The organism is Nocardia sp. NPDC050717 (assembly GCF_040654275.1).
Classification (GTDB): domain Bacteria; phylum Actinomycetota; class Actinomycetes; order Mycobacteriales; family Mycobacteriaceae; genus Nocardia.
Genome location: NZ_JBFAHR010000001.1, coordinates 649,805 through 674,251, shown reverse-complemented (window position 1 = coordinate 674,251; position 24,447 = coordinate 649,805). Strand labels below are relative to the sequence as shown.

The 24,447-nt window shown below is 69.7% G+C and carries 21 protein-coding genes, 1 tRNA gene and 1 pseudogene; 12 read left to right on the top strand and 11 right to left on the bottom strand.

From position 1 onward, the window contains the following. The first annotated feature begins 99 nt into the window (after positions 1-99). Complete coding sequence (locus tag AB0H56_RS03110) at positions 100-723, top strand: TIGR03085 family metal-binding protein (protein ID WP_357156473.1); 624 nt, start codon at positions 100-102, stop codon at positions 721-723. Between the two features lie 4 nt (positions 724-727). On the opposite strand, the gene AB0H56_RS03105 is transcribed toward AB0H56_RS03110, so the two are convergent. Both AB0H56_RS03105 and AB0H56_RS03100 read right to left on the bottom strand, forming a co-directional pair. Then, positions 728-1,375 (bottom strand): TetR/AcrR family transcriptional regulator, encoded by a 648-nt coding sequence (locus AB0H56_RS03105; RefSeq protein ID WP_357156471.1) that lies wholly within the window; start codon positions 1,373-1,375, stop codon positions 728-730. Positions 1,376-1,545: 170 nt separating this feature from the next. Further along, positions 1,546-2,172 carry a TetR/AcrR family transcriptional regulator gene (locus AB0H56_RS03100; RefSeq protein ID WP_186817386.1) on the bottom strand — a complete coding sequence of 209 codons (627 nt, stop codon included), beginning with the start codon at positions 2,170-2,172 and terminating at the stop codon, positions 1,546-1,548. A gap of 225 nt (positions 2,173-2,397) precedes the next feature. On the opposite strand from AB0H56_RS03100, the gene AB0H56_RS03095 reads away from it, so the two are divergent. The 6 genes from AB0H56_RS03095 (at position 2,398) to AB0H56_RS03070 (ending at position 6,838) form a co-directional block, all read left to right on the top strand. Beyond that, positions 2,398-2,468 (top strand) — tRNA-Gln (locus AB0H56_RS03095). Between the two features lie 92 nt (positions 2,469-2,560). After that, positions 2,561-4,051 carry a bifunctional UDP-N-acetylglucosamine diphosphorylase/glucosamine-1-phosphate N-acetyltransferase GlmU gene (gene glmU / locus AB0H56_RS03090; RefSeq protein WP_280221087.1) on the top strand — a complete coding sequence of 497 codons (1,491 nt, stop codon included), beginning with the start codon at positions 2,561-2,563 and terminating at the stop codon, positions 4,049-4,051. Continuing rightward, a complete protein-coding gene (locus AB0H56_RS03085; RefSeq protein WP_110039788.1) occupies positions 4,048-5,028 on the top strand; it encodes a ribose-phosphate diphosphokinase in 981 nt (326 codons plus the stop codon). The genes glmU and AB0H56_RS03085 overlap by 4 nt, the downstream gene beginning before the upstream one ends. A 101-nt stretch (positions 5,029-5,129) precedes the next feature. Further along, entirely contained in the window at positions 5,130-5,720 is a 591-nt protein-coding gene (locus AB0H56_RS03080) for a hypothetical protein (RefSeq protein ID WP_357156468.1), read from the top strand. 70 nt (positions 5,721-5,790) lie between these two features. Continuing rightward, entirely contained in the window at positions 5,791-6,432 is a 642-nt protein-coding gene (locus tag AB0H56_RS03075; RefSeq protein WP_357156466.1) for a DUF2461 domain-containing protein, read from the top strand. A 52-nt stretch (positions 6,433-6,484) separates the two neighbouring features. Next, a complete protein-coding gene (locus tag AB0H56_RS03070) occupies positions 6,485-6,838 on the top strand; it encodes a hypothetical protein (RefSeq protein ID WP_357156464.1) in 354 nt (117 codons plus the stop codon). 3 nt (positions 6,839-6,841) lie between these two features. Here AB0H56_RS03070 and egtD read toward each other — a convergent pair whose 3' ends face one another. The 4 genes and pseudogenes from egtD to egtA all read right to left on the bottom strand — a co-directional run bounded on the left by egtD (position 6,842) and on the right by egtA (position 11,840). Next, positions 6,842-7,813: an L-histidine N(alpha)-methyltransferase gene (gene egtD, locus AB0H56_RS03065; RefSeq protein ID WP_357156462.1), complete on the bottom strand. Its 972-nt coding sequence runs from the start codon at positions 7,811-7,813 to the stop codon at positions 6,842-6,844. A 755-nt stretch (positions 7,814-8,568) separates the two neighbouring features. Then, a pseudogene (locus AB0H56_RS03060) lies at positions 8,569-8,988 on the bottom strand (class II glutamine amidotransferase); the annotation flags it as partial. Between the two features lie 91 nt (positions 8,989-9,079). Next, positions 9,080-10,417, bottom strand: coding sequence for an ergothioneine biosynthesis protein EgtB (egtB, locus tag AB0H56_RS03055; protein ID WP_357156460.1), 1,338 nt, complete (start codon positions 10,415-10,417; stop codon positions 9,080-9,082). 142 nt (positions 10,418-10,559) lie between these two features. Continuing rightward, positions 10,560-11,840: an ergothioneine biosynthesis glutamate--cysteine ligase EgtA gene (gene egtA / locus AB0H56_RS03050; RefSeq protein ID WP_357156458.1), complete on the bottom strand. Its 1,281-nt coding sequence runs from the start codon at positions 11,838-11,840 to the stop codon at positions 10,560-10,562. Positions 11,841-11,973: 133 nt separating this feature from the next. On the opposite strand from egtA, the gene AB0H56_RS03045 reads away from it, so the two are divergent. Together AB0H56_RS03045 and AB0H56_RS03040 are read left to right on the top strand one after the other, a co-directional pair. Further along, entirely contained in the window at positions 11,974-13,152 is a 1,179-nt protein-coding gene (locus tag AB0H56_RS03045) for an aminotransferase class V-fold PLP-dependent enzyme (protein ID WP_357156456.1), read from the top strand. A 315-nt stretch (positions 13,153-13,467) separates the two neighbouring features. Then, the gene (locus AB0H56_RS03040; RefSeq protein WP_357156454.1) at positions 13,468-15,111 is read left to right on the top strand and encodes a fatty acyl-AMP ligase; all 1,644 of its coding nucleotides are present in this window, start codon (positions 13,468-13,470) and stop codon (positions 15,109-15,111) included. A 52-nt stretch (positions 15,112-15,163) separates the two neighbouring features. On the opposite strand, the gene pth is transcribed toward AB0H56_RS03040, so the two are convergent. After that, complete coding sequence (gene pth, locus AB0H56_RS03035) at positions 15,164-15,742, bottom strand: aminoacyl-tRNA hydrolase (protein WP_357156452.1); 579 nt, start codon at positions 15,740-15,742, stop codon at positions 15,164-15,166. Positions 15,743-15,842: 100 nt separating this feature from the next. Next, positions 15,843-16,454: a 50S ribosomal protein L25/general stress protein Ctc gene (locus AB0H56_RS03030; protein ID WP_357156450.1), complete on the bottom strand. Its 612-nt coding sequence runs from the start codon at positions 16,452-16,454 to the stop codon at positions 15,843-15,845. A gap of 292 nt (positions 16,455-16,746) precedes the next feature. Between AB0H56_RS03030 and AB0H56_RS03025 the strand changes: the two genes are divergently transcribed. Beyond that, entirely contained in the window at positions 16,747-18,387 is a 1,641-nt protein-coding gene (locus tag AB0H56_RS03025) for a peptide chain release factor 3 (protein ID WP_357156448.1), read from the top strand. 23 nt (positions 18,388-18,410) lie between these two features. Here AB0H56_RS03025 and AB0H56_RS03020 read toward each other — a convergent pair whose 3' ends face one another. Together AB0H56_RS03020 and AB0H56_RS03015 are read right to left on the bottom strand one after the other, a co-directional pair. Continuing rightward, a complete protein-coding gene (locus AB0H56_RS03020) occupies positions 18,411-18,935 on the bottom strand; it encodes a nuclear transport factor 2 family protein (protein ID WP_357157838.1) in 525 nt (174 codons plus the stop codon). A 279-nt stretch (positions 18,936-19,214) separates the two neighbouring features. Next, positions 19,215-20,087, bottom strand: a complete 873-nt coding sequence (locus AB0H56_RS03015; RefSeq protein WP_233000721.1) for an Abi-alpha family protein — start codon at positions 20,085-20,087, stop codon at positions 19,215-19,217. Between the two features lie 328 nt (positions 20,088-20,415). On the opposite strand from AB0H56_RS03015, the gene AB0H56_RS03010 reads away from it, so the two are divergent. Both AB0H56_RS03010 and AB0H56_RS03005 read left to right on the top strand, forming a co-directional pair. Further along, on the top strand, positions 20,416-21,738 hold the full coding sequence (locus tag AB0H56_RS03010) for a hypothetical protein (protein WP_357156446.1): 1,323 nt from the start codon (positions 20,416-20,418) through the stop codon (positions 21,736-21,738). Further along, on the top strand, positions 21,729-22,568 hold the full coding sequence (locus AB0H56_RS03005) for an Abi-alpha family protein (protein ID WP_357156444.1): 840 nt from the start codon (positions 21,729-21,731) through the stop codon (positions 22,566-22,568). Before AB0H56_RS03010 ends, AB0H56_RS03005 begins: the two co-directional genes overlap by 10 nt. On the opposite strand, the gene AB0H56_RS03000 is transcribed toward AB0H56_RS03005, so the two are convergent. Next, the gene (locus AB0H56_RS03000; RefSeq protein ID WP_357156442.1) at positions 22,565-24,355 is read right to left on the bottom strand and encodes an ABC-F family ATP-binding cassette domain-containing protein; all 1,791 of its coding nucleotides are present in this window, start codon (positions 24,353-24,355) and stop codon (positions 22,565-22,567) included. The two genes, AB0H56_RS03005 and AB0H56_RS03000, sit on opposite strands and share 4 nt — an antisense overlap. Between the last annotated feature and the right edge of the window lie 92 nt (positions 24,356-24,447).

Sequence of the window (24,447 nt, the reverse complement as noted above, 5' to 3'; positions counted from 1 at the left end):
CCGCGTCGAAGTCTATCCACCGGCTCCGACACCTCTCCGCACGCCTCCTTCCCCACCTCAGGGCGGCGATCACCGCCGAGCACGCGTACCGTCGAGGTCGTGAGTATGGCTCAGCGGGAACGCCACGCCCTGGTGGCGACGATGATCGAGGCGGGGCCATCGGCGCCCACCCTGTGCGGTACGTGGACGGTGCACGACCTGGCCGCGCACCTGGTGGTGCGGGAACGCCGCCCCGACGCCTCGCTGGGCATCCTGGTCAAGCCGCTGGCCGGCTACCTCGCGGCGGCGCAGGACAAGATCGCGCAGCGGCCGTTCGCCGAGCTCGCCGAGCTCGTCCGCACCGGCCCGCCGTGGTGGTCGCCGCTGCGCCCGGTGGACGCGTTCGCCAATCTCACCGAGATGTTCGTCCATCACGAGGACGTCCGCAGGGCCGAACCGGGCTGGGAGCCACGGGAATTGGCGCCAGCCGACGAGGCGCGGCTGTGGTCGGCGCTGCGCGCGATCGCGCGCGGGTCCTATCGCAAGTCGCCGACCGCCCTGGTGCTGGCGAACCCGGCGGGCGAGCGGATCACCGCCCGTCGCGGGGCGGGCGAGCCGGTGGTGCTCACCGGCAAGCCCTCCGAGCTGCTGCTGCACGCGTTCGGACGCGACGAGGTGCGGATCGAGGCGAGCGGCGCCGACGCCGACGTGCGCGCCGTGCTCGCCACCGACCGCAGCGTCTGACCGGCTAGACCACGTAGCGGCGCAGGCGGCGTGCCGCGAACTCGCGGAAGTACGACAGCTTCTCCGTCGGCACGATCGAGGGCAGCAGGAAGAACCAGGCACGTTCCATCCTGGCCGCCATCTGATCCATCGACTCGGTGCCGACGGCCACGATGTGCACGCCCGCGGTGAGCTCGTGCAGCAGCAGGCCGACCATCTCGGCATCGAGGTCGGCGTGCAGATCGCCCTGCGCGATCGCCCGCTCGGCCAGCACCCGGTACGTCTCGCTCCACACCTTGGCGATGTTGTCGCCCCCGGCGCCGCGGTAGTCACCGATCTGGTGGGTGAGCTTGAGCATCGCCCCGACCATCGGATCGTTCATCGACAGGTCGGCGACCACGTAGGTGATGCCGATGCACGCCTCGAGCGCGGGCACCCGGGAATCGAAGAATCCCTGGCAGGAACCGACGAGGCGCTCGTTGCCCTGATCGACCACCGCCCGCGCCAGCTCCTCCTTGGAGCCGAAGTGAAAGTACAAGGCGCCCTTGGTCACATTGGACTGCGCGATGATTTCGCTGAGGCTCGCGTTGGCGTAGCCCAAACGGAGAAAGACATCGGCAGCGCCTGCGAGAACCGAGTCGCGGGTGATCTCCGCGCGCGCTTGCCTAGCCATCAGATCCGCCTGTCATCCAAAATCCAGCCATCCTGAAGTAGACCGACATCGAAGAAGTTTGATCGACATACCGCCCGGCAGCACCCAAAAGGATGGGTGAACCGTACCACCAGGCCGACACACGGCAGCCGAATCCTGGATTCGCCGAGGCAGCGGACGCAATCGTCCGGTTACCCCGTCGACGCGCCCGACTGCCCGGTATTCCATTCGGAGCTGAGACCCGGTTCGGCTTCCAAGTGGCTCAATCCGTTCCAGCACAGATTCACCAGATGCGCCGCGACCACTTCTTTCGGCGGTGTGCGCTCGTCGAGCCACCACGTCGCGGCGGTCGAGACCATGCCGACGAGCGCCTGGGCGTAGAGCGGGGCGAGTTCGGTGTCCAGATCACGGCGCGCGAAATCACCGGCGAGCAGATGCGCGACCTGGTTGACGGCCTCGTTGAGCAGGCTCGAATACCGTCCGTCGGCGTTCACGGCCGGCTGGTCGCGGACCAGGATGCGGAAGCCGTCGGTGCGCTCCTCGATGTAGGTGAGCAGCGCCAGCGCCACCTGCTCGAGCCGCACCCGCGAGCGATTGCGGGTGAGCGAGGAGGTGATCATGTCCAGCAGCATCGACATCTCGCGGTCGACGACCACCGCGTAGAGGCCCTCCTTGCCGCCGAAGTGCTCGTAGACCACCGGCTTGGAGACCTGGGCGCGCTGCGCGATCTCCTCGATCGATGTCGCGTCATAGCCCCGCTCGGCGAACAACGCGCGACCGATCTCGATCAGCTGCTGCCGCCGCTGCGTACCCGTCATCCTCGGCCTACTGGTCCGCCCGGACTCCGTAGACGACATGTAGTCCCCCGCCTCTCCACGATTCGGTTCACGAGATCTGTACGTGCGTTCCAGAAGGCTAACAACGGGCCCTGACGGCGGCCGCGACAGGCAGCGGCAAGATTCGCCGCTTCGGTGGATCGTGTGCGAGGATCATGGCCGTGCCGTAGCACAGTGGTGGGCTCTGACGGCCCACTGGTGTGGCGATCCGCCGTAGTGTAATGGCAGCACCTCTGATTTTGGTTCAGATAGTTCAGGTTCGAGTCCTGGCGGCGGAGCACACGGACACACAGTGACGTATCGTCGGCCCGCACCATCACCGACCGAACCCGCCACAGCACACTCGCTGACAGGCAGCCGAGGGAGATCCATGCCACCGCAGACCGCCGTCGTCGTTCTCGCAGCAGGTGCTGGGACGCGAATGCGGTCGAAGACTCCGAAAGTGCTGCACCCCCTGGCCGGTCGCTCGATGCTCTCGCACGCGCTGCACGCCGCCGCGGAGATCGATCCGACGCACCTGATCACCGTCGTCGGCCACGACCGCGAGAAGGTCACCGCCGCGGTCGGCGAGGTGGGCAAGGAACTCGGCCGCGAGATCGTCTGCGCGGTCCAGGAGGAGCAGCTCGGTACCGGCCACGCCGTGCAGTGCGCACTCGGCTCGGTGCCCACGGACTTCGACGGCGACCTGCTCGTCACCTCGGCCGATGTGCCGCTGCTCGACGGGCACACCCTCGCGGCCCTGCTCGACGAGCACCGCAGCTATTCCGAGCGGCCCGCCGTCACCGTGCTGACCTTCGTCCCCGACGACGCCAACGGCTACGGCCGGATCGTGCGCGACGACGACGGCCAGGTCGCCGAGATCGTCGAACACGCCGACGCCACCCCGGCCCAGGCCAAGATCAAAGAGGTCAACTCCGGCGTCTACGCCTTCGACGCCTCGGTCCTGCGCACCATGATCGGGCGGCTGTCCACCGCCAACGCCCAGCACGAGCTGTACCTGACCGATGTGCTGCGACTGGCCCGCGAGGCCGGGCATCCGGTGCACGGCGCGCGGCTGATCGACTCCAACAAGGTGACCGGCGTCAACGACCGGGTGCAGCTGTCCCAGGCCGGCGCCACTCTCAACCGGTACATCCTCGAGCGGCACATGCGCGCCGGGGTCACCATCATCGACCCGGCGACCACCTGGATCGACGCGAGCGTGCGGATCGGCCGCGACGCGGTGCTGCGGCCGGGCACCCAGCTGTTCGGCGAGACCCACATCGGCGAGGACGCGGAGATCGGGCCGGACACCACGCTCACCGACGTGGTCGTCGGGGCCGGCGCGAGCGTCGTCCGCACGCACGGCGAGCGCGCCGAGATCGGTGACGGCGCGACCATCGGCCCGTTCAGTTATCTGCGCCCCGGCACCGTGGTCGGTGACGAGGGCAAACTCGGCGCCTTCGTCGAAACCAAGAACGCCTCGATCGGCGCGCACTCGAAGGTTCCGCACCTGACCTATGTCGGTGACGCGACGATCGGCGAGTACAGCAACATCGGCGCTTCCAGTGTTTTCGTCAACTATGACGGTGTGAACAAGCACCACACCGTGGTCGGTTCCCATGTGCGGACCGGTAGCGACACCATGTTCATCGCCCCGGTCACCGTGGGTGACGGCGCCTATACCGGGGCGGGTACTGTACTGCGTAGGAGCGTTCCACCGGGGGCACTGGCGGTGTCAGGTGGGCCACAGCGCATCATTGAGAACTGGGTGCAGCGTTACCGTCCAGGAACCGCTGCGGCGCGCGCGGCGGCGGACGCCATCGCGGCAAACGAGACGTCTGATCAGACAATCGAGCAAAAGGATGGCAACCAGCAGTGACCGCGTTCTCGATCGACAACCAGAAGAACTTGATGCTCTTCGCCGGCCGGTCACATCCCGAGCTGGCCGAGCAGGTCGCCAAGGAACTGGACGTCGACATCACCCCGCAGACCGCGCGTGACTTCGCCAACGGCGAGATCTTCGTGCGGTTCGAGGAGTCGGTGCGCGGTTCCGACGCCTTCGTGCTGCAGAGCTTCCCCGCCCCGCTGAACCAGTGGCTGATGGAACAGCTCATCATGATCGACGCGCTCAAGCGCGGTTCGGCCAAGCGCATCACCGCCGTGCTGCCGTTCTACCCGTACGCGCGCCAGGACAAGAAGCACCGCGGCCGCGAGCCGATCTCCGCCCGCCTCGTCGCCGACCTGCTCAAGACCGCGGGCGCCGACCGCATCATCACCGTCGACCTGCACACCGACCAGATCCAGGGCTTCTTCGACGGCCCGGTCGATCACATGCACGCGCTGGTGCAGCTCTCGGAGTACATCCGCACCAACTACCCCTCGGACAACCTGGCCGTCGTCTCCCCCGACGCCGGCCGCGTGAAGGTCGCCGAGAAGTGGGCCGACTCGCTGGGCGGCACGCCGCTGGCGTTCATCCACAAGACCCGCGACCCGCTGGTGCCCAACCAGGTGAAGTCCAACCGCGTCGTCGGTGACGTCGAGGGCCGCACCTGCGTGCTGATCGACGACATGATCGACACCGGTGGCACCATCGCAGGCGCGGTGAAGGTCCTCAAGGAGGCCGGCGCCGGTGATGTCATCATCGCCGCCACCCACGGCGTGCTGAGCGACCCGGCCGCCGAGCGCCTGGCCAACTGCGGCGCGCGCGAGGTCGTCATCACCAACACCCTGCCGATCAGCGAGGAGAAGAAGTTCCCCACGCTGACCGTGCTGTCGATCGCGCCGCTGCTGGCGCGCACCATCCGCGAGGTCTTCGAGAACGGCTCGGTGACCGGGCTGTTCAACGGCAACGCCTGAGCTTTCTTGCGTGATCGGTCGGCGCGCTACGTCTTCGGACGTGGCGCGCTGATTGGTCTTCGGGCATGGTGGTCCTGTAGGCGGGACATCGTAGGGGGAGCATGAGTACCGAACCGGAACAGCCGGTCGAGCTGGGTAAGGGGCGGCCGCAGGACGCGCCGGCGCCGGTGCAGCAGACGCAGAAGATGTGGACCGACGATCTGCCGCCGCGTGAGCTGCCGCCGCCGGTCGAGCCGCCGTCGTCCGCGCCCCAGCCGGGTCCGGCCAGGGCCGACGTGCCGTGGGCCGGGATCGAGCGGCCCGCGCCGCCGGTCGAGCTGCCGCCGTATCCGCCGCCGCCACCCGCGTATCCGCCCGTCTATCCGGTCGCGGGCCCGGTGGGCTACGGGGCACACCGCTATCCGGGGCCGGTCCCCCACCCGCCCGGCCCGCAGCCGCGGTACGGCTACGCCGACAACACCCCGATCATGTCGATCCTGAGCTTCTGCTGTGTCGCGGCGTCGGTTCTCGGCGGGGCGATGCTGTGTGGCCTGCCGGTCCTGCTCACCGCCCCGACCGGCATCGTGCTGGGCGTCATCGGCCATCACAAGGGCGAGCAGATGGGTAAGTGGGCGGCGATCGCCAACGCTGTCGTCGCCGCCGTGGCCGTGCTCCTCGTGGTGCTGTTCATCGCCTTGGTCAACATCGAGTGAGCGGCGCCGGGCGATACTGGAGGCGACAGCCACCGGATCCCCTACCCAGAATCGAGAAGCACCGCTGACCATGGACACTTTCCCGGGTTTTCCGCTCGCCGCGCTCGACTTCTACGAGGACCTGGAAGCCGACAATTCGAAGGCCTTCTGGACCGCGCACAAGCGCACCTACGACGAGGCGGTGCGCGCGCCGATGGCGGCGCTGGCCGCCGCACTCGAGCCGGAGTTCGGGCAGGCCAAGATCTTTCGGCCGTATCGTGATGTGCGGTTCTCCGCGGACAAGTCGCCGTACAAGAACCATCAGGGCGCGGTGGCCGGTACGGCGCCAGGGGTCGGCTGGTACGTGCAGATCGGCGCGGCGGGCCTGTTCGTCGCCGGCGGCTGCTACATGATGACGCCCGCCGGCCTGGCGACCCTGCGGGCCACGATCGACGACGATGTGCGCGGCGCGGAACTCGAGGCGATCCTGGCCGAGACGACCGCGGCCGGCTACACCATCGGCGGCGACCGGCTCAAGACCAAGCCCAAGGGCTACCCGGCCGACCACCCCCGCATCGACCTGCTGCGACACAAGTCGCTCACCGCGAGCCGGGAGTTCGGCGCGCCCGACTGGCTGACCACCCCGGCGGCCGCCGACGAGGTCCGGCGCGCGTGGTCGGAGCTGCGGCCGCTCGTGGAATGGTTCACCGCCGTTCTGGGCGGAGTCGACTGAGTGCTGGCGTTGCGTCCGTGACGGACCACGGCTGGAGGCCGATACTGGGGTCATGAGCCGTGAACCGCTGGACATGGACATGGGCGATGACGATCAGGCCGACGACATCGTCGAATACGAGCGGTACGTCGAGGACCCGCCCGAGGACTACGTGATCCGCAACCACGAGGCGGACGACGACGGCTTCCTCGGCATCACCGAGGAGATCGGCGAGGAGTGGTCCGAACGCGGCGCCGCGCGCGAGGCCGTCGCGGAGGACGAGCGCCCCGCCGAGGTCTCCGCCGTCCGGGTGGTCGGCGACGACGGCGTCGACGGCGACCTCTACGACAACGACGCGGTCGACGGCGAAGAGGGCGACGAAGACCTCATCGACGGCGAATATCTCGCCGACGAACTCGACGGGTAGCGCTCAGCGACGTTCGGCCAGGACCAGGGCGAAGCGATCGTCCTGGTCGGTCCAGGTGTGTGCCGTCACGAAACCCGCCCCGGCCAGCTCGGCGCGTAGACCCTCCGGCCGGAACTTGGCGGAGATCTCGGTGCGCATCTGCTCGCCCTCGGCGAAGTCGACGGTCAGGTCCAGCTCGGCGATGGTGGCGGTCATCGGCGCGGTGGCGCGCAACCGCATCTCGATCCACTCGTTCTCGGCGTCCCACAGGGCGACGTGCTCGAACCGGTCGGGCTCGAAGTCGGCGCCGAGGCGGTGGTTGAGCACGTGCAGGACGTTGCGGTTGAACTCGGCGGTGACGCCCTGCGCGTCGTCGTAGGCCGGGACGAGCACGGCCGGGTCGATGACCAGTCCGGCGCCGAGCAGCAGCAGCTCACCGGGTTCGAGCACCTCGTGGATCCCGGCGAGGAACTCCGTGCGTTCGGCGGGCACCAGGTTGCCGATGGTGCCGCCGAGGAAGGCGATCATCCGGCGACCGCCCCTGGGCAGGTTGTGCAGGGTGTCGGTGAAGTCGCTGACCACGCCGTGCACGCCCAGCTGCGGATACTCGCGCGCGATCTCGGTCGCCGCGCCACGCAGCGCCGACGCGGAGACATCCTGCGGTACATAGGTTTTCAGCGAGCCCTCGGCGGTGAGCGCGTCCAGCAGCAGCCGGGTCTTGGCGGCCGAGCCCGACCCGAGTTCGACCAGCACCTCGGGGCGGGCGGCCGCGGCGATCTCGGCGACGACCCGCTGCAACAGGGCCCGCTCGGTGCGCGTCGGGTAGTACTCGGGCAGCTCGGTGATCCGCTCGAACAGCTCGCTGCCGCGCGCGTCGTAGAACCACTTGGGCGGCAACGACTTCGGGGTGGCGGTGAGGCCGGTGCGGGCGTCGGCGCGCAGGGCCGCGGCGAGATCGTCGTCGGTCAGGTGGATGTCCAGCAGCGGCGCGGTCATGAACGGACCCTTTCGGTGGTGGGAAGCGCGAGCGCGGTGACGGTGCAGTGGCCGGGGCCCGCGATCACCAGCTGGCGATCGTCGACCGGCTGCCACCGCGGATCGTCGTCGTACGGTTCGGAGGAGAGCACGGTGTAGTCGTCGCCGACCAGCACCGACAACGAATGCCAACAGGTGGTGGCCCACAGCTCGGCGCCGTTGCCGAGCAACAGATTCAGGCGCGCGGTCGGCTGGTACCGCAGCACGGCGTCGACGAGCAGGCGCAGCGCGTCGGCCGGCGAGCGGACCGGTCCGTCCGGCGTGATGGCGCCGAGCAGTCCGCGCAGCAGGACCCACAGTGCGGCGGAATCGGTGAGCGATTCGGCCCGCAGGAGCGCCGCGGGCGAGCCGAACACCGCTCCGGTGGCGGGAAGATCCTGCCGCCCGGGTGAATTCGGCGGGTGACCGCCATCGGTCAGCGCCCCCGCGACTCGGTCGGGCGTCTGGCCGACCCCGGCGGGCGCCCCATTCCGATACGGCGGCCGGGTGAGCTGGTCCCGCGGCGGTGTTGACGGGTTGGGCGGTCCGCCGCGATCCGGCGACCACGCCATCGGCGAGCTGCCGGGTGCCTGCCGGGCCGCGACGTCGGCGCCTTGCGAATCGACCGACGCGGCGGTCTCCGGGTCGGTGTGCAGCGGCTCGGCCGGCTGGTCGGCGTCGATGTCGCCCGTGCCGCGCGGTGCGCTGGGTGATGCAGTGGAGGTGAGGATTTCGTCCAGGTCGGCGAGGACGAGGGGCAGGGTGGTGCGCCACTCGGGGACGACGCCGTTGTGGCTGAAGGCCCAGTGCTCGTCGATGAACGGGGCGCAGGCGGCTCGCTCGATCGGCATGCCGACCGTCGCCGAGCGCACGGCGGCCACGACCGCGCGCGATTCCAGCTGGCCGAGGACCTCGGCGACGGCCGGATCGGTCCAGATCGGGGCGGCATTGCGGTAGCGGGTGGCGGCCTCGCGCGCGCCGTCGATGCCCACCTCCGCCCGGCACCACCAGGCGACGCCGAACCCGTCGGCATTGATCGTGCCGCCCCGGCGCATCTCCCGAGGCGCCCAGGATTGGGAGTACAGCGAGTGCGGGCCGCGCACGACCAGCTCACCGACCGCGACCGGCGGGCCGACGTACCCCAGATGACGGCACATCAGCCGACCACCCGCCCCCGAGCGTCGCCCGCGCGGGCGCCCCGGCACGCCGACCATCGGGGACCGGCCGCGCGGCTGTGCACAGGCCTCCTCATCGGATCTCCTCCGGTCGCAGGTCGCGCGCGAGGCGGAATCCGGCGAAGATCTGCCTGCGGATCGGGTGGTCCCAGTTGCGGAAAGTGCCGCGGCAGGCGACCTCGTCGGTGCCGAAGGAGCCGCCGCGCAGGATGCGATAGTCGCCGCCGAAGAAGACCTCGGAGTATTCGCGGTACGGGAACGCGCGGAACCCGGGGTAGGCCTCGAAACCCGAGGAGCACCACTCCCAGACGTCGCCGATGAGCTGGTGGACGCCGGTGGCCGACGCACCCGCCGGGTAGGCGCCCACGTCGGCGGGTTCGAGGTGGCGCTGGCCCAGGTTGGCCAGCAGGTCGTCGGGAGTGTTCTCGCCCCAGGGATAGCGCCGGGACGCGCCGGTGGCGGGATCGAACCGGGCGGCCTTCTCCCACTCGGCCTCGGTGGGCAGCCGCTTGCCCGCCCAGCACGCGTAGGCCTCGGCCTCGAACCAGCACACGTGCACCACGGGCTGATTCGGCCGCAGCGGTGCGCGGACCCCGAACGCGCGGCGGGTCCACCGTTCGCCGTCGCGCTCCCAGAACTGCGGTGCCACGAGGCCCGCTTCCTGCCGATGCGCCCAGCCGCGCTCCGACCACAGCTCGGGACGCTCGTAGCCGCCGTCGTCGAGGAACGCCAGGTACTGCGCGTTGGTCACCGGCGCCACGTCGATGGCGAAGCCGGGTACGTGCACCGGGTGCGCCGGTCGCTCGTTGTCCAGGGCCCACGGGTCGGCGGAGGTGCCCATCAGGAACTCACCCGCCGGAATGACGACTTCGCCGCCGACCGGCACGGGCGAGGACGGCGCGGGCGGCGCCGACAGCACGGGCGCGCCGAGCCGCAGCTGATGCGTGGCGAGCATGGTCTCGTCGTGCTGCTGTTCGTGCTGGGCGATCATGCCGAACGCGAAACCGTTGTCCACCAGCGGATCACCGGACAGATCACTGGAACCGAGGACGTCCCAGACCTTCTCGCGCACCGTGCCGACATACCCGCGCGCCTGCTCGGGATTCAGCAGCGGCAGCGCGGGGCGATTCGCCCTGGCGTGCTTGAACGCGTCGTAGAGCTCGTCGATGTCGGCGCGGACCGCCTCACGGCCGCCGACATCGCGCACGAGCCACAGCTCCTCCTGATTGCCGATGTGCGCGAGATCCCAGACGAGCGGGCTCATCAGCGGTGAATGCTGGGCGATGAGATCTCGCTCGTCCACGGCATCGGTCAGCGCGGTCGTGCGGGCACGCGCCCGCCCTAGGACCTCGGCGATGCGCTCCCGCGCGCGGTCGCGGTCGCGATGGTCGGTCGCTGGGGTTGGGGTCATGAGTTCAGCTCCGAAAGTGTGTGGGGCGGGGCCGGTGTCGGCTGTCGAGTGCGGCGGCGGCCATCGGCGGACCCCGGACCGGCCGTTCGCCGGCGGGCCGTGTCCACCCCTCGCTCGATGACCGCTCGGCACTTCCGCGCGGTCATGCGGCACCGTTCCCGTTGCGCCGCGGCTCGGTCCCGGGTGCGCGGCCGACGCGACATCGGCGCGCGGCAGCGGCCAATTCCTCTGCGGCGGCGTCTGATCGGGCATGTTCGGCGCCCAGGTCGAGCAGGCTGACCGCGGCGGTACGCAGCGCCGGATCGGTGAGCCCGCAGCGGGCGGCGAGTAGCCACTCGCCGGCGACGGGAGCCGCGAGGGCGGTGGCCTCGGCGACGACCGCGGGTGTCGACAGCAGCGCGTCGAACAGATGGATCGGGGTTGTCCAGGTGTCGTCGGGCTGGGTGTCGAGGTAGCGCACCTCCAGATGACCCGAGGCGCGCACCGGCGGGAACAGGGTGGTGAGGTGGTAGTCGAGATCGGCGTGGGTGGGACGGCGGCCGACCTCGTCGTCGAGTGCGCCGTCCAGCCAGTCGGCGAAGGTGGCGCCGGGCGGGGGCGACCAGTCGGCGTCGTGATCGGTGCAGCGCACACACAGCAGCGGCACGTCCAGCGCCCAGTGCGCGTAGGCGGTGATCGGATCGGCCCAGTCGGCCACCGGCGGACGGGTACGCGAGGGATCGAGCCGCAGCCAGGTGCGCATCCGCTGCGACGCCCACTCACCCGGCGGCGCGCCGTGCAGCCGGGGCGAGCAGGCGAACGCGGCGATCAGCGCGGGACCGAGTACGTAGAGGGCGGTCCACCGCGCCCGCACCTCCTCGGGGTCGGCGCCGGCGTCGACGCTGACCTGGGTGGCTGCGGTGTTGCACATCATGAGGGTGCCGAACGGGCCGACGCCGTCGAACCGGCGTTCCATGGCGGCGTAGCGCGGCAGGCGCAGGACTCGTCGGGCGGGGCGATCCGGATCTGCCGCGGCGGCGCGCATGCCGATTCCGTGGGCGGCGAGCAGGTCCCGCAAACGGGCCGCATCAGCGCGCAGGCTCTGCGTCAGCACCGCCGGATCGGCGAACGGGGCGCTGGAAAGTTCTATCTGACCACCGGGTTCGATGGTGACCCTGCTCCCGCCTGGCAGGGCGGCCGCGGCCGAGGCCGGAGCGATCGAGGTGGGGGCGTGCGGCCCGAGGGCCAGCGCCAGCGTCTCGAGGGCGGGGCGCGCACCGAGTGGATCGGCGGTGAGCCACTCCAGTTCGGCGCCGATGAGCGCCGGGGGGCCCACTTTGAAACAGACCCCACCGACATAGGCCTCCGCCGCCGCTCTGGACGAGAGTTCGCCCTGGTCGGCGGCGGAATCGGGCCACGAAGAACGTTCGAGGGTGACCGCCATACCAACCTCCGCGTACTGGGTACCGCCGGGAAATCCGCGTGCTCGTGCAACCGGGTCATTCCAGAGTAGCGACGGGCACCGACAGAAAAAGTGACGAAATGGGGAACAGCTGTGCGCCGGTATGGTCGTCGCCATGATGGATCTCGACGCGATCAGAGCCGCCACGCCAGGACTCGCGAGCGGGCAGGTGTTCCTCGACAGCGCCGGGTCATCGCTGCCGCCGACGGTGGTCACCGACACCGTGATCGGCCATCTCCGACGGGAGGCGGAGATCGGTGGCTACCGCGCGGCGAACGAGCGTCTCGACGATCTCGCCGCGGTGAAGACCTCGATCGCGCGACTGATCGGCGCGACCGCCGACACCATCGCGCTCAGCGACAGTGCGACCCGGTCATGGGCCGATTTCGCGTACTCGATCCCCCTGCGGCCCGGCGACCGGATCCTCCTCTCCGGCGCCGACTACGCCAGCAACGCGATCGCGGCGCTCCAGCGTGCCGAGCAGACCGGCGCGGTGGTCGAGCGCATTCCCAGCGACGCCACCGGACGCCTCGACACCGACGCGCTCGCGGCCATGCTCGACGAGCGCGTCCGATGGATCTCCCTGCAGCACGCGCCGACCAACGGCGGGCTCGTGAACCCGGTCGCCGAGGCCACGAGAATCGCGCACGAAGCGGGCGCGCTGGTGCTGCTCGACGCCTGCCAATCGATCGGTCAGCTGCCGATCGATGTCGCCGAACTCGGCGTCGACGCGCTCTCGGCGACCGGACGCAAGTGGCTGCGCGGACCGCGCGGCACCGGATTCCTTTACCTGCGCGAAGAATTGGCGCGGACCATGGAACCGGCCAGGCTCGACCTGCACAGCGCGTCCTGGGTGAGCCCGACCGAGTACCGGCTCGCTCCCGACGCGAGCCGCTTCGAGTTCTGGGAGTGCGACGTGGCCGCTCGCCTCGGACTCGGCGCCGCCGTCGACTACCTGCTGACGCTCGGCCCCGAGGAGGTCTACGCCGGCGTGGCCGCGCGCGCGAACCACCTGCGCAAAACCCTGCCCGAGCTGCCCGGCGTCACCGTGCGCGATCTCGGCACCGAGCACAGCGGCATCGTCTCCTTCACCGTCGACGGCCACGATCCGGTCGAACTGCGCGATCGCCTGGCCGAGCACGCCGTCACGGTTACGGTCAGCCACGCGGGTTCGACCCTGTTCGACATGACCGAACGAGCCCTGCCCGCGATCGTGCGCGCCTCACCGCACTACTTCGTGAGCACCGACGACCTCGACCGCTTCACCGCCGCGCTCGCCCGGATCACGGGTTAGCCGGTCTGCTGCTCGCGGCCGCGGGCCAGCGGCTATCGTTGTCGGACCCGGGTGCCTCGGGTCGCCACGTCCACCGGCGACAGCGGCGCCCGGTAGTGGTTCATCGGGCCAGGTCGGCGGGGTATCCGCTCGGCTGATGCGGGAAATTGCCGCGGCATCGGGTAGACCATATGTGGACCGCTACGCTGCCACCTTCGTCGCTGAGCTCGGCGGGGAACTCGGTGTCAGTCGGGGTTAACGCCGGGTTGGCGGGCGGGGATTTTCTGTTGGGAGAGCAGGGCCGAAACCGATCGTTGGCGTAAAGGGAGTCCGACGTTGAGCAGGTTCACCGACGAAATGTTTGCCACAGCGCTGACCACCCCGCGGGGGCTGGTCACCGGGGAACCGGAGGCGCCGGTGCGGCAGACCTGGGGGGATATCCACCGCACCGCGCGCAGGATGGCGGGTGGCCTCGCGGCCGCCGGGATCGGCCACGGTGACGCGGTGGGCGTACTCGCCGGGCTGCCCGTCGACATCGCCCCGGCCTGCCAGGCCATCTGGATGCGCGGCGCCTCGATCACGATGCTGCATCAGCCGACACCGCGCACCGATCTCGCGGTCTGGGTGCGCGACACCGAGACCGTGCTCGACATGATCGAGGCGAAGGCGGTGGTGCTCGGCGCGCCGTTCGCCGCGGCCGAGCCGGTGCTGATCGAGCGCGGGATCACCGTGGTCAAGATCGAAGAGCTGCACCACGGCGCCGACACCGACCCGGTACCGACCGCCGAATCCGATATCGCGCTGCAGCAGTTGACCTCTGGGTCGACCGGATCGCCCAAGGCCGTCCGGATCACCCACGGGAACTTCAACACCAACGCGCACGCGATGTTCAACCGCGTGAAGTTCCAGCTCGACGACGACGTGATGATCAGCTGGCTGCCGCTGTTCCACGACATGGGCATGGTCGGGTTCCTCAGCGTGCCCATGCAATTCGGCGCCGAAGTGGTGTGCGTGACCCCGCTGGACTTCCTGGCCAGGCCGCTGCTGTGGGCCGAGCTGATCGACAAGTACCGCGGAACCGTCACGGCGGCACCGAACTTCGCCTACTCGCTGCTGGCCAGGCGGTTGCGCCAGGCCGAGCCGGGCTCGATGGATCTGTCGAGCGTGCGCTACATGTGGAACGGCGCCGAACCGGTCGACCCGGACACGATGATCGCCCTCGCGGACGCGGGCCAGCACTTCGGCCTCAACCCGATGGCGCTCACGCCGGTGTACGGCATGGCCGAGACCACGCTGGCCGTCTCCATTCCCGACCCCGGCCACGGCATGGTGCTCGACGTGATCGACGCCGATCTGCTCGAGGCCGTCGGCAAGGCGGTGCCGGTCGCCGAGGACGGCCATCACGGCACGCCGCGGCGGCTGCCGACGCTGGGCCACCTGGTCGACGACCTGGAGGGCCGGGTCGTCGACACCGAGCGGCAGCCGCTGCCGGTCCGCACGGTCGGCGTCATCGAATTACGCGGGCCCGCCGTGACTTCGGGGTACGTCACCGTCGACGGGTTCCTGCCCGCGCAGGACGAGGACGGCTGGCTCGACACCGGCGACATCGGCTACTTCACCGACGCGGGCATGATCGTGGTGTGCGGCCGGATGAAGGACGTCATCATCATGGGCGGCCGCAACATCTACCCCACCGATATCGAGCGGGCCGCGATGCGGGTGACCGGGGTCCGTCCCGGCAACGCGGTGGCGGTACGCCTGGACGCGGGTGAGAAGCGCGAAAGCTTCGCGGTGGTCGTGGAATCCAACGATCATCAGGATCCCGACGAGGTGAAGCGGATGGAGCGCGAGATCGTGCACGAGGTGTTCACCGAGGTCGGCGCGCGCCCACGCACCGTCGCCATCCTCGGCCCCGGCGCCCTGCCCAAGACCTCGTCGGGCAAGCTGCGCCGCGCGGCCACGGCGGTCCACCTGCGCTGAAACGCACGCGGCGCGCCCCGGCGGATTCGCCTGGGCGCGCCGGGTGTTCGGCTCAATGTAACGAGTTCTGGGCGGTCTCCAGACCGACCTTCAGCAGCAGCTCGACGGCGTCGGCGGCCTGCTCGACGATCACCGGCACCTCCTTGCGCTCGGGTGCCGCGAACGGCTTGAGCACGTAGTCGGCCGGGTCCTGGCGACCGGGCGGACGGCCGATGCCGATGCGGGTGCGCAGGTAGTCCTTGGTGGTCAGCGCCTGCGAGATCGAGCGAAGGCCGTTGTGGCCGCCCTCGCCGCCGCCCTGCTTGAGCCGGATCGTACCGAAGGGCAGATCGAGCTCGTCGTGGACGACGATCACCTGATCGGCGGGCACCGAGAAGAACTTGGCCAGCGCGGCCACCGGCCTGCCGGACAGGTTCATGTAGGTGCGCGGCTTCGCGATCAGGATCTGCCTGCCGTCCAGGCGCGCCTGCAGCAGGTCGGCGCCGGACTTCTTGTGAACGGCAAAACGGCCGCCGACGCGCTCGGCGAGCACGTCGGCGACCAGGAAGCCCACATTGTGGCGGGTGCGCTCGTATTCGGGGCCGCGGTTGCCCAGCCCGATCACGAGTGCGGGCCCGGTGGATTCGGTCATCGGCCGAATCGTAGCGCCTGGTCCGTCAGGGCACGGAGGCGGTAGCTCGCGTCACCACGCAGTGCCCCGGAACAGGCGCAGACGATTCAGTGCGGGAGTCCTACTCGGACTCTTCCGCGGCCTCCGGCTCGGCGGTGCCTTCGCCCTCTTCGTCCAGCGCTTCGGCGGACGGCGCGGCGATGACGTTGACGATCAGCGCCTCCGCGTCACCGGCCAGGGTGACACCGGCGGGCAGCTCGATGGCGCCGGCCAGGATCTGCGTGCCCGCCTCGACGCCCTCGACCGAGACCTCGATCGACTCGGGCAGCTTCAGCGCGTCGGCCTCGATGGACAGGGTGGTGGCTTCCTGGGTGACCAGGGTGCCCGCGGCGGCATCGCCGGTGACGACGACGTTCACGTCGGTGACGACGCGCTCACCGCGCTTGACGATCAGCAGGTCGGCGTGCTCGATGTAGCGGCGGATCGGGTGGACCACGACCGACTTGGTCATCGCGAGCTGCTGCTTGCCGTCGACGACGAGGTTCAGGATGGCGTTGGTGCCGTGCGAGCGCAGGATGGCGGCGAAGGCCTTGGCGTTCAGGCTCAGGTGCTGCGGCTCGGCCTGGTGGCCGTACAGCACGGCGGGCACGTTGCCGTCGCGACGGGTACGGCGAGCGGCGCCCTTACCGAATTCGGTGCGGACGGCGGCTTCGATCTGGTTCACGTCGGACATGACTGAATGCGCTCCTACGGCTCTTCCGGGCTGGTCATTTGGGCGACCCATCTGCGGGGTCAATGTCTACTCGTCGGACGAAGAACGAACGAGGACGGCCGGAAAGCCGAGCCGCGTCGATCACGGTGAACGCTTGCGCGCATCACCCTCGCCGAGACAACCCGACAACCATACCGCATGCGCATCGCCCGGAAAAACTGGGCCGACCCCGGTGAACACCCCGCCGACCGCGCGCGGGACCGGCGCCCTCTACCCTGGATAAGTTGCCCGACCACCTGCGAAAGGTTCCGCGTTGACCGAGTCCGGAGATAGCGCCGCCCCCACTCCGCGCGGACTTCCCGCCGAGGTCGCGCGCCGCCGCACGTTCGCGGTGATCTCGCATCCCGACGCCGGTAAGTCGACGCTGACCGAGGCACTGGCGCTGCACGCCAGGATGATCTCCGAGGCGGGCGCCATCCACGGCAAGGCCGGTCGCAAGTCGACCGTGTCGGACTGGATGGAGATGGAGAAGGCGCGCGGCATCTCGGTGAGCTCGACCGCGCTGCAGTTCAACTACCGGGCCGCCGGCTCCGACGTCGACAACGTGATCAACCTCGTCGACACCCCCGGCCACTCCGATTTCTCCGAGGACACCTACCGCGTGCTCACCGCGGTCGACGCCGCGGTGATGCTCATCGACGCGGCCAAGGGTCTCGAGCCGCAGACGCTGAAGCTGTTCCAGGTCTGCCGCCATCGCGGCATCCCGGTGATCACCGTCATCAACAAGTGGGACCGCCCCGGCCAGGCCCCGCTGGAACTGCTCGACGAGATCAGCGAGCGGATCGGGCTCACGCCGACCCCGCTGTTCCTGCCGGTCGGCATCGCGGGCGATTTCCGCGGACTGCTGCGCCGCGGCCCCGAGGGCGAGGCCACCGAGTACATCCACTTCACCCGCACCGCCGGCGGCGCGACGATCGCGCCGGAGGAGTCGTTGACTCCCGCCGAGGCCGAGGCGCGCGAGGGCGAGGCGTGGACGACCGCCGCCGAGGAGAGCGAGCTGCTCTCGGCGACCGGGCAGGACCACGACCAGGAGCTGTTCCTGGCCGGGCAGACCTCGCCGGTCATCTACGCCTCGGCGATGCTGAACTTCGGCGTGCGCCAGCTGCTGGAGACACTGGTCGCGCTGGCGCCGGCGCCCGGCCCGCGCGCCGATGTGGCGGGCAAGGACCGCGTCACCGGCGATCCGTTCAGCGCCGTGGTGTTCAAGGTGCAGGCGGGCATGGACACCGCGCACCGCGACCGGCTGGCGTTCATGCGGATCGTGTCCGGCGAGTTCGAGCGCGGCATGGTGGTCACGCACGCGCAGACCGGTCGCCCGTTCGCCACCAAGTACGCGCTGACCGTGTTCGGCCGCGAGCGCACGACCGTCGACACCGCCTACCCCGGTGACGTGGTCGGCCTGGTGAACGCGACCGCGCTCGCGCCGGGCCACACCCTGTTCGTGGACAAGAAGGTGGAGTTCCCGCCGATCCCGAGCTTCGCCCCCGAGCACTTCGCGACGCTGCGGGCGCAGAGCGCGGGCAAGTACAAGCAGTTCCGCAAGGCCATCGACCAGCTCGATTCCGAGGGCGTGGTGCAGGTCCTGCGCAACGACGCCCGTGGTGACGCGTCCCCGGTGCTCGCCGCGGTCGGCCCGATGCAGTTCGAGGTGGTCACCGCCCGCATGCAGGCGGAGTTCAATGTGGAAACCCAGCTGGACTTCCTGCCCTTCACCCTGGCGCGGCGCACCGACGCCGAGTCGGCGCCGGAGCTGGACCGGCAGCGCGGCGTGGAGGTGTTCACCCGCTCCGACGGGGCGATCCTGGCGCTGTTCAGCGACAAATGGCGGCTGCAGTACATCGAGAAGGAGCATCCGAAGCTCACGCTCGAGCCGCTCGTCGCGACCGCCGACTAACTGGTCAACTGTCTGAGTCGGCCTCAGGCAGCAGGTCCGGGGTTGCGTTCGACGGAGGAGATGTGGTTCTCCTGCGCGATCATGCCCCAGCGGCTCGCCGTCAGGCGCAGGCTGGGCAGGTCGCTGAGCGAGAGCACCACCTCGTAGGTGCGCTCGTATCCGGTGTGCGCGATGCGCCAGTGCCCGTCCTCGCAGCGGACGTAGCGGTCGGTGTAGAAGGCGGCGCCGCGCAGGCACATGTTGTGCTCGGGGATGATCACCGTGTCGGCGAGGTACCAGGTGCCGGTGGCGGTGTCGCCGTCGACGTCGATCTCGGGATGATCGCAGCGATGCTCGGTGATCACGTGCGGGCCGAGGGTGTTGCGCAGGAAGGCGAGGAACGCTTCGCGCGACTCGAACTGCAGGTATTCGCTGTAGGTGGCGGTCGCCTCGGGAATCATGGTGTCCGCGAACTCGTCCCAGCTCTTGGTGTCGAGCGTGCGCAGGTAGCGGAACTTGAGCCTGCTGAGCGCGATGATGTCGTCGGGGTGATCGGGCGGGCGCGTGATCGGCTCCGGCTCGTCGTGCTCCGGCTCTTCGGTCACCCAGCCCTCCCCTGCCTCCGGGCCGGCGACGAGCGGTTCCTCCTCGCCGGGGAGCACCGGCCCCGGGCGCACCCAGGCGCGCGCGACCTCGTCATCGGGCCGCACGTCCGGGGGGCCGGGCACCTGCTCCATGTCTCCACGATCCCACTGAAACGACGGTAGTGCCGGATCTGTATCAGATCGCTATCACTGCCGACACCTGAGCGTGACCTCGCGGCTCCCGGCCCGGCGCTGTCTCAGCTACTAGCCGATGGTGAAGCAGGTGCGGCAGAAGTCCTCACCGAACTCCGACAGCCGCAGGCTCTTGCGGACGATCTTGGGCGCGCGGCCCGCCTTCTTGAGCGCGTCCTCGACGACCGGCTGCACCTCGAGCACCATGTAGCGGCTCAGGACGACCGGGTCGTCGGAGGTGAAGGTGAGGCCGAGCCGGTTGAGGTTGATCAGGTACGAGCGGGCCCGATCCGGGTACCGCACGCCCGCCTGCTCCGGCACCGAGGTGAGGTCGCCCTGGACCAGCTCCGAGCCGATGCCGAGCGGGCGATTGGTGCGCACGTCGACCGACGGCTGCGGCCCGTTGAGGGCCATGAACCGCAGGATGCGGGCCTCGTCCGGCGCGATCTCGTCGAGGATGCGGTCGTAGGCCGGGTGCACGTCCTCGGTGAAGTAGACGTCGGCCGAGCGGGCGAGCAGCGCGTCACCGCGGCGGCGCAGGTCGTCGGTGGTCGCCGAGCGCAGGTAGGGCCCGACGGTGATGGCCTGCTGGGTGGACCCGTTGGGCGTCGGCACGTAGCTGACGATCTCGCGCACCGACCCCTCGGTGACGCCGAGCGCGCTGCGCGCGATCGAGCGCAGCGCGTTGCCGGTGCGCTCGGCGATGTCGGCCGAGGACTCGCCGTCCAGCGCCGCCTGGGCCAGTTCCTTGGTCACCTCATAGGTGGTGCCGACGGCCCACTGGCTGCCGCGCACGGCGGTGCCGGCGGCCAGCCCGGCCGCGCGGAACACACCGCGGATCAACCGGGCTTCGTTGCTGATCTGTCGCTGCTCGACATCCGAGCTGCGCTCGACGGCGCGGGTACCGGCACGGGCCAGGTCCTGTCCGGTCCTGTCGTCTGTCACGTCCTACTCCGAAGTCTCGCCAGGTGAACTGCTCGCCCACAGATTATTGCCCGACCACGCTCCAGGCACAGTGCGTACGCGGCGCGCCCCTGTCCGCGCCGGTTGTGTCCCGTCACCACGATGTGGTGGTGCTCATTGTTCCGACTCAACAGGGCGAGTACGGCATTCGGGACACGTTCTGTGACTGATGTCTCAGACACTACCCTGTGGCCTGGGGCACGACGAATGGACCAGGTTCCGCACCTCACAGTAGGGTCACCTCGCCGCGGGGGTGCTAATTTTGGTTTCCGGTGAGGCGGTGGGCACCGGGTAACGGCAGGAGGGTGTCGTGTTGGAGAGTGTGTTCGGTTTACATCCGACACTCCTGCTCGAAATTTTGACCATTCCGCTTTTCACAGGGGTCATCGGTTACATCACCAACTGGACCGGCATCCTGATGCTGTTCCAGCCGATCAAGTTCTACGGCATCCGGCTCCCCGGCCTGCGGGCGGTTTTTCCCTACCTGCCCAAGCGGATTCAAGTGCTGCCCCTGCTCAGCTACGACGGCCGGATCGGCTGGCAGGGCATCGTGCCCTCGCGCGCCGACAAGATGGCCAGCATCGCCGTCGACAAGGGCCTGTCGAAATTGGGCAGCGTCTCCGACTTCTATCGCGAGCTCGATCCGGAGAAGCTCGCCGAACATCTGGCCGAGGTGGCCGACGCGCAGATCAGCGACATCGTCGAGGTGATCCTGCGGCGCGAGCATCCCCAGCTCTGGTACAACCTGCCCACCCAGGTTCGCGAGATGGTGCATCAGCGCGTGCGTTCCCAGCTGCCGGAGATCCTGCGCGAACTCACCATCGAACTCGGCACCAATATCGATCAGCTGCTGGACGTGAAGCAGATGGTCATCCGCTATTTCCAGGCCCGCCCGCAATTGCTGAACCAGCTGTTCCAGGTGCTCGGCGCCAAGGAACTGCGATTCATGCAGAACTTCGGTTTCTATTTCGGCGCGCCCTGCGGTCTGCTGCTGGTGCTCGCGCTGCACACCACCGGCCTCTCGCCGCTGATCGTGCTGCCGATCGGCGGCATCATCATCGGCTGGGTGGTGAACTGGGTCGGCATCAATATGATCTTCGCGCCCGCCACGCCCAAGTGGTGGTGCCCGTGGCGGCAGGGTCTGCTGATCAAGCGTCAGCCCGAGATCACCGCCGGCTACGCGGCGCTGGTCTCCACCGAGGTCGTGACCGTCGCCAACATCGGCGACGAACTGCTCAACGGCCCGCGCTCGGACCGCACGCTGCAGATGCTCGAGGACACCCTCCGCCCCGCCGCCGACCGCGCCCTCGGCCCGGCGCGGCCCGCCGTGAAGTTCATGCTCGGCAGCCGGGAGTACGACTCGCTGCAGTCGACGATCACCGCCGAGGCGATGACGATCGCGCCGATGGCCTTCGCCGATCCCGAGTTCAACGTCCAACAGGGCAGACAGGTCAACGAATACATCGCCCGGCAAATGTCCGCGCTTTCCCCGCACGACTTCGTGGACATGCTGCGATCGGCCATCAAACAGGACGAATGGTTGCTTTTCGTCCATGGCGGCGTGTTGGGGCTCCTCGCCGGATACGCTCATATCCTGGTCTTCGGAACAGGAGTGGCGACCACATGGATGTAGACCCGAGCCCGTCCACCGAGGTGGTCCGACAACCCGGGCGCCCGCCCGCGCCCTCCGGCGAACGCCGTGGGGTGCTGCCGGTTTCACCGGTGCGGACCGTGCGGGCCGCCACCGGCGTCGCGCGCGTCGCGCTGACCGCGGCCTCCGGAATGACGCTGTGGACGCTGGACACCGCGCTCGGCGTGACCGTCACCGTGCTGCGCGGCAGCATCGCGGGCACCGCGCCCAAGGACGTGCTCGCGGAGGCCGAAGGCGAAGTGCGCGACCGGCTTCGGCACGCGCTCGGCCTGCCGACCAGCGCCGATCAGTACGGCGAAGCGGGCATGCCGACACTGCGCGAGCAGGGCGCCGAACTGCTGCGCCTGTCGGCCAGTACCCATGCCGCCCAACCGGATACACATCCGGCCTACCCAGGGATTCTCGCGGAGATCACCCCCGACGAGGCGCGGATCCTGCGATTCGTGCACGTCGACGGGCCACAGCCCGCGATCGACGTGCGCACCGGCCGCCAGCGCGCATTCGGCGGCGAGCGCCTGGTCAGCGGGCTCACGCTGCTCGGCGAGCACGCCGGGCTGCGCTTTCCGAACCGGGTGCCGCAGTACCTGCCGAATCTGCGCAGGCTCGGCCTCATCGAGTTCACCAGGGAACCGGTCGGCAATCCGAGCCGGTATCAGCTGATCGAGGCGCAGGAACAGGTGCGGGACGCGATGAAGCGCGGCTTCGGCACCAAGGTGAGCTACCGCAGCATCATCCTCACCGAGTTCGGCGCGGATTTCGTCCAGACCTGTTTACCGGTCGTCATCGGCGACGGCCGGGAAACCGCGACCTAGCCCTCGGCCAGCTCGGCCAGTTCCATCCAGCGTTCCTCGGCCGCTTCCTTCTCGGCGACGACCTCTTTGAGTTCGGCGCCGAGGGAGACCAGCTTGTCCGGGTCGGTGGCGGCCTCGGCGAGCGCGGTGTGCAGTTTCTGTTCGCGCTCGTCGAGCTTGGCGATGGTGCGTTCCAGGCGCCCGAGTTCCTTGCGGGCGGCGCGGTGGTCGGCCGAACTCGTCGACGCGGCGGCCGGTTTCGCGGCGGCGGGCTTGGCGGCCGCGGCCTGGTCGGCGCGCTTGGCGAGGTACTGGTCGATGCCGCCGGGCAGGTTGGTGAGTTTACCGTCGCCGAACAGCGCCCAGGTGGAGTCACAGATGCGTTCGACCAGGTAGCGGTCGTGACTGATGACCACGAGGGTGCCCGCCCAGTTGTCGAGCAGGTCTTCGAGCTGCTGCAGGGTGTCGATGTCGAGGTCGTTGGTCGGCTCGTCGAGCAGCAGCACGTTCGGCTCCGCCATCAGGATGCGGGTGAGCTGCAGGCGGCGGCGCTCGCCGCCGGACAGGTCGCCGACCGGCGTGCGCTGCCTGGCCGGGGTGAAGCCGAGCCGCTCGGCCAGCTGACCCGCCGAGATCTCCTTGTCGCCGAGCATGATTCGCTGGGCGACCTGCTGCACGGCCTCGAGCACGCGCATGTCGGTGGGCAGGTCGTCGAGTTCCTGCCGCAGCCAGCCGATCTGCACGGTCTGGCCCTGGATCCGCTTGCCCGCGGCGGGTTCCACGTCACCGGCCAGCGCGCGCAGCAGCGTGGTCTTGCCGGAGCCGTTCACGCCGACCAGACCGACGCGCTCGCCCGGTGCCAGCCGCCAGGTCAGGTCGCCGACCAGCTCGCGGCCGTCGGGCGTGGTCAGGGTGGCGTCCTCGAGTTCGATCACCACGCGGCCCAGCCGCTTGCGCGCGAACGCGGCCAGCGACACCGAGTCGCGCGGCGGCGGCACGTCGGCGATCAGAGCCTCGGCGGCCTCCACCCGGTAGCGCGGTTTGGAGGTGCGGGCCTTGGCGCCGCGGCGCAGCCAGGCCAGTTCCTTGCGCGCCAGGTTCTGGCGGCGGGCCTCGGAGGCGTCGGCCTGGCGGGCGCGTTCGGCGCGGGCGAAGATCCAGTCGCCGTAGCCGCCCTCGTAGGTCTCCACCTTGCCGCCGACGACCTCCCAGGTGCGGGTGGCGACGGTGTCGAGGAACCAGCGATCGTGGGTGACGACGACGAGCGCGGTCCGCCGGTCGACCAGGTGCCTGGCCAGCCACTGCACGCCCTCGATGTCGAGGTGGTTGGTCGGCTCGTCGAGGACGAGCAGATCCAGATCGCGGACAAGGGCCGCGGCGAGCGCGACGCGGCGGCGCTCGCCACCGGACAGGTTGGTGACCGGGGTGTCGAGGCCGAGGTCGGCGATGCCGATGCCGTCGAGGACCGAGCGGATGCGGGCGTCGGCGGCCCATTCGTGCTCGGCGATGTCGGCCGTCGACAGGTCGTCGGACAGCCCGGCCAGCACGACCGAGCCGATCGTGGCGTCGTCGGGCAGCACCCCACGCTGGGTGACCACGGCCATCCGCAGCCCACCGACCCGGCTCACGCGGCCACTGTCCGGCGCCTCCAGGCCGGTCAGCACCTCGAGCAGCGTCGTCTTGCCGCCGCCGTTGAGACCGACCACCCCGATCCGCTCCCCCGCGTGCACGCCGAGGGAGACCTCGTCCAGCAACGGCTTGACGCCGAAGCTCTTGGAGACCTGCTCGAGGTTGATCAGGTTCGACATAGGTGGCAACTCGCTGTTCCGCCTCCCCGCGGACTTCGGGCCGGGCCCAGGCGCGGGGAGGCGGCGCGTCGGCGGCATGCGTTGGATTGCTG